The sequence below is a fragment of the Corallococcus exiguus genome, assembly GCF_009909105.1.
Lineage (GTDB): Bacteria > Myxococcota > Myxococcia > Myxococcales > Myxococcaceae > Corallococcus > Corallococcus exiguus.
In genome coordinates, this window is the sequence record NZ_JAAAPK010000002.1 from 651,504 (window position 1) to 662,543 (window position 11,040).

The following is an 11,040-nucleotide window of genomic DNA, read 5'->3' on the forward strand; positions in this document are numbered from 1 at the left end:
GGACTACAGCGACAGGCCGATGCGCTGACGCAGGCGGAAGAAGTCGTCCGTCAGCAGCCACGACAGCAGGGCCTTCAGGTCCGCGCGCTCGCGCACCGCCTTGAGGATGTCGTCGGTGGTGCCGTCCTGGCGGTTGGCCACCACGTTCGGATCCTCGCGCAGCACCATGGTGAGGCCCACGGACGGGTCGCCGCAGACGAGCAGGCCCGCGCGGTCCGCCGAGAAGCCGAGCGCGTCCACCACCGTCGCGACGTCGATCTTCGACTGCTCGGACAGCGTCTGCGCGGGGCCTTCCGAGGCCTTCATCGCCTTGCGGTTGAAGGCCTTCTTGAGCTGCTTCGTCATCTCGTCGTTGCGCCGGCCCAGGCCGTTGAACTGCTGCGCGTGGACGCGGATGGCGTTGCCGAACAGGTCCACGGTCTCGCCCTGGGACAGCTTGGAGAGGACGGCCGTCTTGTTGAGCAGGCCCAGCACCGCCTTGCCGATGAGGAACTTCTGCTCACGGGCGTTGAAGCGGCGCACCACGTCCTGGCCCACGCACAGGGACAGGGGCTCCGTCGTCTCCGGCTGCAACATGCCGCGCCGGGCGAGGTAGACCTCGAACTCCTCCACGCCGAAGGTCTGCGCCACCGCGCGCACGGCCTTGAACACGGCCGAGTCCGGCTTGAGCTTGTCCTGCTTCGGGTTGACGCCGAGCATCTCGAACTGCGGCGGGTACACCTTGCCCAGGTGCTCACCCATGGCGCGCAGCAGGTCCGTCAGCGGGCCGCGCGCGGCCGGGTGCATGAGGACGGTGTCCACGTCCGCGGCGGGCAGCGCTTCACGCGGCTCCTGCGGCTGCCGGGCGCGGGCCTCCGAGTAGAAGGCCTGCTCCACCTCGTTGGTGGCGCGCATGAAGGTCAGCACCGCGGCGACGGCGAACGTCTTGTCCTGCTGCTTCTGGGCATCCCACAGCTTGAACAGCGCATGCAGGCTGTCCACGCGAGCGGGGTCCTGCCGCAGGATCTGACGGTGCTCTTCGATGGCGAGCGGGAAGCTGGCCATGTCGCGGCCATACAGATCCGCCAGCGCGGCGCGCGCCTGGAGGTTCTGTGGGTCCTGCTCCACCAGCTGCCGGTAGATGACGGTGGCGCGAGCCGGCTCGGTCAGGGGGCCCGCGTAGAAGCTCGCCACGCGCATGCGCAGGGACGCCGCGCGCTTGACGTCCGTGGACGCGGTGGCGGCCGCCTGGGCCTCCAGCATCTGCGCCAGCTCCGGCAGGTTGCGCTGGCGCTCGTAGAGGGCCACCAGCCGGTCCACCAGCGCGGGCTCGCCCGGCGTCAGCTCCAGTGCCTTCTTGTAGAGCGCCGTGGCGGAGGCGACGTCGCCCAGGCCCTCTTCGTGGATGCGCGCCAGCTCCACGGTGAAGCGCGCGCGGGCGTCGTTGGGCAGGTCCTGATCCAACAGCCGCCGCAGGCAGTCCACCGCGCCGCCGAAGTTGCGGCCCTGCGCGTACACCGTGGCCAGCCGCTCCAGCGCCTCCGGGTGGCGGGGCAGGGTGGCCAGCGCCGTCTGGAGGTGCGCCGCCGCGCGGCCCGGGTCGTTGAGGTGCTGCTGGTAGAGCGCGCCCAGCGTCAGGTGGTGCTGCGCGAGCACGCGAGGGTCACCGCCCTGCTGCACGCGCTGGCCGAGCATCTGCGCGGCCTCCGCGTACTGCTGCGCCTCCAGGAGGAGCAGGCCGCGAGTCTCCAGTGCGTCGGGGAAGCCGGGCTTGGCCGCCAGGGCCTTCTCCAGCACCTCGAGCGCACGGGCCCGGTCACCCAGGGCCACGTTGTGCAGCCGGGCCGCGGTGACGTACGCCGCCGCGGCGGCCTCCACGTCGCGCTGCGCGAGCCGGGCCTCCGCGCGCCGCTCGTGCAGGGCCGCGAGGTCGGAGGAACCGCCGCGCTGCGCGAGCAGCTCCTCCAGGCCGGTGGCCGCGCCCGGGTGCAGCGGGTCGCGCTCCAGCGCCAGGCGGTAGAGGGCCGAGGCGCCGTCCGGATCGTTGAGCTTCTGGGCCGCGAGCTTCGCGGCGGCGACGAAGCCCTCGATGGCGCTCTTGGTGTCGCGGCTCGCGCGGGCCTCGGTCTCCATCATGGTGCGCGCGGTGGCGAAGTCGCCCCGGCGCAGGGCCACGCGGCGGGCGCCCTGGAGCGCGGGGAGGCACTGCGCCTGGAGCTCCAGCGCCTGCAGGTACAGCGCGGCGGCCTGCTCCTGGTCGGGGTTCTTCTCCGCCAGCTCGGCGGCGCGCAGGAGCAGCTCCAGCGCCTCCGTGGCGTCGGTGGTGACGGCCAGCCGCATGCCGTACATGCGCGACAGGCCGGCGGTGTCACCGCTCTGGCGCAGCACGCGCTCCAGACCGAAGGCGAGGCGCGCATCGGAAGGGTCCGCGTCGAAGGCGCGCTGGTAGACCTCCAGGGTGCGCTCGGAGGGCGGGCCCTTCTCTTGATCCGCGGCGGCCAGGATGCGCAGGGCGCTGGACAGGCGCGTGTCGGTGACGCGCTCGGCGATGCGGGCGCGCAGCTCCGCGCGGCGGACGCGGTCCGACACGCGGATGCGCTCCAGCAGCATGAGGGCGGTGAGGTTGCCGGCCTCCAGGCCCAGCACGGACTCGCAGCACTGCGCGGCGCGGGACGGCTCCTGGAAGCGGTCCAGGTACAGCCGCGCGAGCTTGAGGTACGCCGTCACCTTGGCCGAGGGCGTCTGGCCCACCTGCGTCTCGCGGTCGAGGATGGACACCAGCTCCTTCACGTTGTCCTGCGCGACGTACAGGCGCTCCAGCGCGCGCAGCGTGGCGGCGTGGCCCGGCGTGAGGCGAAGGACTTCCTGGTAGCCCTCGATGGCCAGCTCCGGGCGGCCCAGCTGGTCCTCCCAGATGGCGGCGGCCTGGTAGAGCGCGTTGGCGCGCTCCAGCGGATCCGTGCGGTTGGCGGCGTCCGCGCGCAGCACCTCCACCAGGCTCTCCCACGCCTCGTGGGCGCGGTGGATGCGGGCGAGCGCGCGCAGCGCCGGGAAGTAGCTGGGCGCCAGCATCAGCGCCTCCTGGTACGACGCCAGGGCCTCGTTCTCCTGCTTGAGGCGGTGCTCGTATAGCTCGCCGATCTTGTAGATGAGCGCGGCGGCCGCGTCGGTGGAGGGAGAGATCTCCGACTCCGCGCGGTACATGTCGATGAGCTTCTCCCACCGGGTGTCCTGCGCGTACAGCCGGCCCAGGGCCTTGAGCGCGGGCAGGTACGAGGGCGACAGCGCGAGCACGCGCTCATACGCGGTGATGGCGCCCACGCGGTCCTTCAGGTGCTCGTCGAGGATCTCCGCGTTGCGGTGGAGCAGCGACAGCACCTGCTTGGTGTCCCCGGCGAACGACGCCTCCAGGTCGTTGGTCTCCAGCAGCTCACGGAAGCGTCCGGCGCGCTCGTAGAGGCGGGCCAGGTTGCGCAGCGTGGGCAGGTGATCCGACGCCAGGTCGAGGATGCGCTTCATGCACTCGATGGCGTGGTCCAGGTCACCCAGGCGGTCCTCGTAGATGACCGCCATCTTGTTGAGCGTGGTGATGACCTGATCGCGGTCGGACGTCTGGAGCAGGTCCTGCTCGAACATCGACACCAGCTCCGCGAAGCGGCCCTGGCGCTCGTAGAGGCGGGTGAGGGCCTTCTGCGCTGGGAGGTAGCCCGGCTGGAGCTGGAGGCACGCGTTGTAGCGCGCGATGGCGTCCTCCTGGCGGCTCAGGCGCTCCTCCAAAATCTCGGCCGCTTTGTACATGCGCGCGGCCTTGCCCTTGGCGTCCTCTGCGGCGGTGACCTCCGCGTCGAAGACGGCGACGAGGCCTTCCCAGTTCTTCATCCGGTACGACAGCTTGCCCAGGCCCGCGAGCGCGGCGGCGTGGCTGGGGATGCGGGCGAGGATGGCCTGGTAGCGGGCGGCGGCCTCCTGGTCGCGCTTGAGGTCGTCCTCGTACAACGCGGCGAGGCGCAGGTTGATGGCGACGAGCTCGCTCTCGTCGTTGATGGAGCCCACCCACGCGAGCAGCACGTCGGCCAGCTCCTCGAAGCGGCCTTGGGTCTCGTAGATGCCGGCGAGCGCGTTCAACACGAGCGGCTCATGAGGGCTCACGCGGCGCGCGGCGAGCAGCGCGGACAGCGCGTCGTCCTTGCGGCCCAGGCGGTCATGCACCTTGGCGATGTGGAGGTACGCGGGAGCGCCCTGGGAGCCCTGGCCCTTGGCCTCGGAGAGGAGGGCGGAGAGGAGCTCGTCGGTGCGGCCCTCGCGCTCGGCGACGCGCTTGACGGCGGCCTGGAGCAGCGGGTCGGAGCGGTCGAGCGCGAAGGCCTCACGGAACGCAGCGGCGGCGGCATCTTTCTGCTTGAGGCGCTCCTCCAACAGCATGCCCGCGGAGGTGAGGTAGTGGGCGCGCAGGGACGGCGGGACGACGGCGGTGGCGAGCAGCCGGTAGATCTCCACCAGCGCGCCCGCGTCGTTGCGCGAGGCGTAGACGGACTCCAGCTGGGTGAGGAGGGTGACGTCGGTGGGCTTGCGGTCCAGGGCCTGGCGCAGGGCATCCGCGGCGTCGTTGTCGCGGGACAGGCGCTCCTCGAGGATCTGCCCCTTCTCGAAGAGGAGGGCCGCCTGCTGACGAGGGTCCTCGGCGGCGATGAGCTCCGCGTCGATGAGCTGCACGACCATCTGCCAGTTGCCGACGTCGGCGAACAGGCGGCGAGCGGCGCGGATGTTGGCGAGGAACCGGGGCGCCAGCTTGTACGCGTTCTGGAACGCGACAGCGGCGTTGCGAGGGTTCTTGAGCGGCTCTTCCCAGAGCAGGCCGACCTCATGGAAGAGGAGGGCGGCGGTCTGCGGCTCGGTGGTGGCGAGCGCCTTGGCCTCGCGCTCCATGGACGCGATGCGCTCGCGGGCATCGTCCTCGGCGCTGGCCTGGGGGACGGGAGCGGGGAGGGTGCTCACGTTCTGGGCGAGTGTCTGGGCCGCGCCGGCCTCGGGGGCCCCGGGGGGAGGCACCGATGCGGAGGACGAAGGCCGCGTGACGTCATTGCTCTCGCTCATGGAAGCCGGCTCCAGGCACTTTGGAAATGAGAGGGGGAGACTGAACGGGAGTTCGTACCACGCGCTCGGCTGGCCCCTCAACTTCCCGTCTTTCCTGGCGATTTGAGTGCTGGGGAGGCAAGCGGACGGGCGGTGGGAGGGTGCTGGGGACACGTCACGCACCGCGCGCGGAACGCTACGCCCATGTCACCGTTATCCATGGGTTGCCTGGTATTCTTTGCCAGCTTACAAAGCAGGCCTACAACCAGGAGCGACATCCGTGGCCGACCTTCAGCCGTTCCGTGGGGTCCGTCCCGCCGAGGCGCTGGGACAGACGCTGTGCACGCCCCCCTACGACGTGGTGAGCACCGCGGAAGCGCGCGCCTACGCCGACGGCAACCCGCGCAGCTTCTTCCACGTCTCGCGGCCGGAGATTGGTTTGCCGCCGGGCACGGACGAGCACTCCGAGCCCGTGTATGCGCAGGGCCGACGCAACCTGGAGCGCTTCTTCGCCGAGGGCTGGCTGCGGCAGGACGACGAGGCGTGCTTCTACCTGTACCGGCAGCGCATGGGCGCGCACGTGCAGACGGGCGTCGTCGCCCTGGCCAGGGTCGACGAGTACGACCAGGGCCTCATCCGGAAGCATGAGCTCACGCGCCCGGACAAGGAGGACGATCGCACCCGGCACATCGACACGCTCGGGGGCAATGACGAACCCGTCTTCCTCACGTATCGGGCCGTGCCATCCATTGGCGCACTGATGGAGGAGGGGATGCGCTCCAGTCCCCAGTATGACTTCACCACCGAGGATGGCATTGGCCACACCTTCTGGAGGGTGAACGGGAGTCTCAACACGCGGCTCACGGCGGCGTTCCACGAAGTGCCCATGCTCTACATCGCGGACGGTCACCACCGTTCGGCGGCGGCCTCGCGGGTCCATTCGTTGCGCAGCCAGCGCGGTGAGAGCGGTGGACACAGCCGCTTCCTGGCGGTGGTCTTCCCTCACGACCAGATGCGCATCCTCGCCTACAACCGCGTGGTGAAGGATTTGAACGGGCTGTCGCCGGAGGCCTTCCTGGCGCGGCTGGGCGAGCGGTTCGAGGTGACGCGCGGGCAATCGAAGACTCAGGACCGGGCGCACCAGTTCGGCATGTATCTGGAGGGCGCCTGGTATCAGCTCACCGCCAGGCCGGGCTCGTTTGGCGCCACGCCGACGGAGGAGCTGGACGTGAGCATCCTCCAGAACAACGTGCTGGGGGCGCTCCTGGGCATCCGTGATCCGCGCAAGGACGAGCGCATCCAGTTCGTGGGCGGCATCCGGGGTACGGAGGAGCTGGAGCGCCTGGTGGACTCGGGCGCGTGGCGCGTGGCCTTTTCGCTTCCTCCGACGAGCCTGGAGCAGCTCATGACCATCGCGGACGCGGGCGAGATCATGCCGCCCAAGTCGACCTGGTTCGAGCCGAAGCTGCGCAGCGGCCTCGTGCTGCACCTGTTCTGAACCCATGGGGCTCGAACATCTGGTCCGCGCGACCTGCGTGCGCTGCGGCAGCCACTACGGCACGCAAGGGGTCTACACGTGCCCTGGCTGCGGCATCGAGGGCATCCTGGACCTCGAGTATGACTATGACGCCGTGGCGCGGACGCTGACCCGCGAGGCGCTGCGATCTCGCGTAGGGGACTTGTGGCGCTACCTGGAGCTGCTCCCGGTGGACAGCACCCGGGAGCTGCCGCATCCCCACGTCGGCATGACGCCCATCTACGACGTGCCTCGGCTGGCGGCCGCGGTGGGCGTGAGGGCGTTGAAGGTGAAGGACGACGGCCGCAACCCCACGGCTTCCTTCAAGGACCGCGCGAGCGCCGTCGGTGTCCTCAAGGCCCGGGAGCAGGGGAGCGACGTCATCGCCTGTGCGTCGGCTGGTAACGCGGCCGCTTCGCTCGCGGGGTTCTCCGCGGCCGTGGGATTGAAGAGCGTCATCTTCGTCCCGGAGCGCACGCCCGAGCCCAAGGTGGCGCAGGTCCTCATCTTCGGGGGCACCGTCCTGCGCGTGAAGGGCTCGTATGACGACGCCTACGCGGTCTGCCAGGACGCCTGTGCGCGCTTCGGTTGGTACAACCGCAACTGCGCGGTCAATCCCTATCTCATCGAGGGCAAGAAGACGGTGGGCCTGGAGATGGCGGAGCAGCTTGGAGAGGAATTGCCAGACTGGGTGGTCTTCTCCGTGGGCGATGGCTGCACCCTGGCCGGGGCCTGGAAGGGGTTGTGGGAGATGCACCGGCTGGGCTTCCTCTCCCGGCTGCCGCGCATGCTCGGCGTTCAGGCGCAGGGGAGCGCGCCCCTGGTGGACGAATACGTCCGGCGGGAGGGCTCCATCCGTCCGGTGGAGGCCCGGACGCTCGCGGACTCCATCGCGGTGGGACAGCCGCGCAACTGGCGCAAGGCCTTGCGTGCCATTTCCGAATCGCGGGGCGCCATGCTCGCGGTGGACGACGCGAGCATCCTGGAGGCGATGCGGAGGACGGCCCGGCTCGCGGCGGTCTTCGCCGAGCCCGCGGGGGCTTGCGCCGTCGCGGGGCTGACTCGCGCGGTGGAGCAGGGAATCGTGGGGCGCGACGAGTCCGCGCTGGTGGTCATCACGGGCAACGGGCTCAAGGACGTCCGGAGCGCGACCGAGGCCTCCGCGCAGCCCATCGACCTGCCCGCGGACATGGCGGGCCTGGAGCAGGTGCTCCGGGCGCGCCAGTTGATTTGATTTGCCGCGGGCTCAGGCCCGCTTGCCGGACGGGGGATTGCGCACGAGGTCGAACTCCTCGCCGAAGTACTCCTCCCACTTTCGTGAGTTCTGCTCGCTCCGGGTGATGTAGGGCGACAGGCTGATGAGCTTCACCACCGTGCGGTTGAGCCCGGACAGCACTGGCGGCAGCGGCCTCAGGAAGTCCACGAAGAGCACCACTCGGTCGCCGTCGTTCTCCTTGCGCACCTCGTGTTCGTGGGTGTCGTCGAAGATGAGGCTTTGCCCCTCGCGCCAGGAGGCCGTCTTGTCGCCCACGCGGATGTGACACGCGTCCGCGGGCTCGGGGACCAGCAGCCCCAGGTGGTAGCGCAGCACTCCCTTGTAGTGCCCGGAGTGCGGGGGGATGTGCTTGCGGCCCCGGAGGATGGAGAACATGGCGCTCGTCATGCCCGGGATGCTCTCCAAGAGACGCGTCGTTTCCGGACACCGGCGGCAGTTGTCCTCGAACTTCACCCCGTAGCCGTAGAAGACGAACGTCTTCCACCTGTCATCCGTGGTCAGCTCGCGCTGCTCGGGCATCAGGTCCTGGAAGTTGGGGATGATCTCCACCCCCCGCATCACCGCGTCCAATTCCTGTCGGATGACCTTCCAGTTCCGCTCCATGCGGCTGGTGAAGGGAAACGCCGCGGGGTCGAAGAAGGTGTTGTTTGCGTCCGGCCGCTGGTGGATGGCCTGGGTGACCTGCCTGGCCGTGAAGAGGGCCCCTTGCGTGAGGGCCGTGCCGGCCAGCTCCAGCGCCTGTTGTTTCAGCGCCTGACGCAGACCCGGGGGGCGCGGGGGAGGATTGTTCCCGGTGCTGGAGGGGCTTTGGGTGTCTTCCATGTCTGGCTTCCTGGAGAGGGATTGGAGGGTTAGAAGGGACCGAAGTGCGCCTCGGCCCGGTCCAGGCCACATTGCTCCGCGAGCAATTGATGTTCGGCGACGGGCGGCGACGGCTTGAGGCTGGACATGTCTGGTTTGGAGCGGGTGGGGCCCGGCGGTAGCGCCAGCGCTTGCTCGACGGGCAACGCCAGGGCTTCGCGCACGGGCCTTCCCGCGTGCAGCGCTCTGTAGATTCCCTCCAGGCGCTGGTGGGACAGGAGCCACTCGTCCGCGTTGATGACCGTGGCGCCGTGGAGCACGTCCAGGACGATGCGCTGGATGAAGGCGGACCGCTCCAGGTGGGTGTCCGCCAGCGGGCGCGAGGGCGCCGGCAGCAGCGAGGCCAGGAACACCGCCTCGAAGACGGTGAGATGATCCGGTGGCTTGCCCCAGTAGTGCTCGCTGGCCTGCGCGAGGCCCCAGACCCCTGGGCCCCACTCGACGACGTTGACGTACAGCTCGAGGATGCGGCGCTTGCCCAGCGTCTGCTCCAGCCGCGCGGCGATGACGGCCTCGCGCAGCTTGCGCGACACCGTCTGTTCAGGCCCCAGGTAGAGGTTGCGCGCCAGTTGCTGGGACAGCGTGCTGCTGCCGACGGTCCTTCCCGCGAGCCGGCTCACCAGCGCGGAGAGCATCAGGGAGTGGTTGAAGCCCCGGTGCCGGAAGAAGAGGGGATCCTCCGCCATCACCACCGCGCAGAGGACGCGAGGAGACACCTCCGCCAGCCCCACCCAGTCCAGCGAATGCTCCGCGCCCAGCCGCCCTTCGACGACGGCCCGTTGCATGTAGCTCGTCTGTCGCGGCGCCTGTTCCGCGAGCCCTGCGATTCGCGCGGTGGAGGGAGCCTCCGTCAGGGCATCCGCCAGGGCCGCCCCTGCCATGCCCAGGCCGCCCAGGCCCAGGACCAGCGCGGACCGCGCCAGCCACGTCCTCCAGCGCGGTCGTGGCGGCGTCATCCCTGGAGCAACTGCGGGCGGCGGGGGCATGGGCGGGCTTGGTTGAGAAGGGCTCACGCCCGGACCATGTGCTGCTCGAGGGACTCGGCCAGTGCCTGGTCCTGTTCGGCGGCCTGGAAGCAGTCCTGCATCCGCTCCAGGGCGCCGCGATACGAGGGCCCGCCGATGATCTCCTCCAACTGCTGGACGAGGAGGTCCGGCGTCAGCGTGTCGATGCGGGTGCGCACGCCCAGCCCGTGGTGGGCGACCCGCGCCGCCATGCCGGGTTGATCCCACTGGACCGGCAACACCACCATGGGCACGCCGAAGTAGATGCATTCCTTGATGCTGTTGAAGCCGCCGTGGGTCACCATCGCGGTCGCGCGCCGCAGCATCCGCAGCTGGGGCACGTGCTTCACGGACACGAGGTTGTCCGGTGTTCCTCCCGGGACCTCCTCCGTCCACTGGTTGGTGGCGACCACGAACTGCCAGCCCGGACGCTGGCGGGCCGCCTGGGCGACGGACTGGTGGAAGCGGCGGGCCTGATCCGCCTGGTTGACCATCGTCCCCAGCGAACACACCACCAGCGGGCGCTCCTCATCGAGCCGCTCCCAGGGGAAGTCCGGCTCCTGCCGCTCCAGGTCGATGCAGGGCCCCGTGTAGTGGAGGCCGGCGGAGGGCTTCGCGCCGCGGAACTCCACGAACTCGCGCGGGCAGGGCACGAGCAGGGGCTCGTGCGCGCCGGTGACGCGGCCGCCGAAGTCCAGGCTCGACACCGGGTAGCCATGCTTGCGCGCCAGCGCGCGCCGGAACTTCATCGCGTCCGGCTCCAGGCCCACCCAACTGCCCAGCGAGCCCAGCTTCGTGTCCAGCAGGATGCGCCCCCAGTCCACGGTGTTCCGCACGAGCGTGGGGAGGCCCTGGTCGGGGATGAGCCCCGAGCTGGTCGGTGGCGTCCGCGGCTCCCAGCGCAGGGGGATGCTCGTGCTCAGCGCGACGGCCGGCACCCGGTGGCCGTGGAGGACGAGCGACGGCTCCGGCAACAGAATGTCGACGACTCCGAGGTCCGGGCGCGTCCGCTCGACGATCGCGTCGAACTCGCCCTGGAGCAGCGCCTCCAGCATCTGCGTCTGCCTGCGGGCCATGTCGCGCAGGAACACCAGCTTGGACAGGCCGCTCAGCGTGCCGAGCTGGGCCTTGCTCCTGGCCTGGAAGCCCTTCGGATAGAGGGCCTGGAAGAGGCACTCGAAGCCGAAGCCCTCCGCGCGGATGAAGTCCTCCGTGTCAGGGAGGCTGCAGTAGATGATCCGGTGTCCGCGCTTCTGGAGCGCGCGGGCCATCTTGAACGTGGGGTTGATGTGCCCGCGTTCGGGCAGGGGAACGAAGAGGATGGTGGACAT

Annotated in this window: 6 protein-coding genes; 2 read left to right on the top strand and 4 right to left on the bottom strand. The window is 70.1% G+C overall.

The window, feature by feature from the left end:
• Positions 1 to 3: 3 nt before the first annotated feature.
• Positions 4 to 5,073: a tetratricopeptide repeat protein gene (locus GTZ93_RS09165; RefSeq protein ID WP_139915069.1), complete on the bottom strand. Its 5,070-nt coding sequence runs from the start codon at positions 5,071 to 5,073 to the stop codon at positions 4 to 6.
• A gap of 259 nt (positions 5,074 to 5,332) precedes the next feature.
• On the opposite strand from GTZ93_RS09165, the gene GTZ93_RS09170 reads away from it, so the two are divergent.
• Together GTZ93_RS09170 and GTZ93_RS09175 are read left to right on the top strand one after the other, a co-directional pair.
• Positions 5,333 to 6,550: a DUF1015 domain-containing protein gene (locus GTZ93_RS09170; RefSeq protein WP_120574214.1), complete on the top strand. Its 1,218-nt coding sequence runs from the start codon at positions 5,333 to 5,335 to the stop codon at positions 6,548 to 6,550.
• 4 nt (positions 6,551 to 6,554) lie between these two features.
• Positions 6,555 to 7,802 carry a threonine synthase gene (locus tag GTZ93_RS09175; RefSeq protein ID WP_139915068.1) on the top strand — a complete coding sequence of 416 codons (1,248 nt, stop codon included), beginning with the start codon at positions 6,555 to 6,557 and terminating at the stop codon, positions 7,800 to 7,802.
• A 12-nt stretch (positions 7,803 to 7,814) separates the two neighbouring features.
• On the opposite strand, the gene GTZ93_RS09180 is transcribed toward GTZ93_RS09175, so the two are convergent.
• The 3 genes from GTZ93_RS09180 to GTZ93_RS09190 are packed head-to-tail and all read right to left on the bottom strand — an operon-like array spanning position 7,815 to position 11,040.
• A complete protein-coding gene (locus GTZ93_RS09180) occupies positions 7,815 to 8,666 on the bottom strand; it encodes an aspartyl/asparaginyl beta-hydroxylase domain-containing protein (protein WP_161662736.1) in 852 nt (283 codons plus the stop codon).
• A gap of 29 nt (positions 8,667 to 8,695) precedes the next feature.
• Positions 8,696 to 9,661 (bottom strand): biosynthetic peptidoglycan transglycosylase, encoded by a 966-nt coding sequence (locus tag GTZ93_RS09185; protein WP_161662737.1) that lies wholly within the window; start codon positions 9,659 to 9,661, stop codon positions 8,696 to 8,698.
• Positions 9,662 to 9,714: 53 nt separating this feature from the next.
• Positions 9,715 to 11,040 carry a glycosyltransferase gene (locus GTZ93_RS09190; protein ID WP_139915065.1) on the bottom strand — a complete coding sequence of 442 codons (1,326 nt, stop codon included), beginning with the start codon at positions 11,038 to 11,040 and terminating at the stop codon, positions 9,715 to 9,717.

Coding starts and splice junctions, on each gene's coding strand:
- GTZ93_RS09165 (WP_139915069.1), bottom strand. CDS start 5,073: ATGAGCGAGAGCAATGACGTCACGCGGCCTTCGTCCTCCGCATCGGTG.
- GTZ93_RS09175 (WP_139915068.1), top strand. CDS start 6,555: ATGGGGCTCGAACATCTGGTCCGCGCGACCTGCGTGCGCTGCGGCAGC.
- GTZ93_RS09180 (WP_161662736.1), bottom strand. CDS start 8,666: ATGGAAGACACCCAAAGCCCCTCCAGCACCGGGAACAATCCTCCCCCG.
- GTZ93_RS09185 (WP_161662737.1), bottom strand. CDS start 9,661: ATGACGCCGCCACGACCGCGCTGGAGGACGTGGCTGGCGCGGTCCGCG.
- GTZ93_RS09190 (WP_139915065.1), bottom strand. CDS start 11,040: ATGTCCACCATCCTCTTCGTTCCCCTGCCCGAACGCGGGCACATCAAC.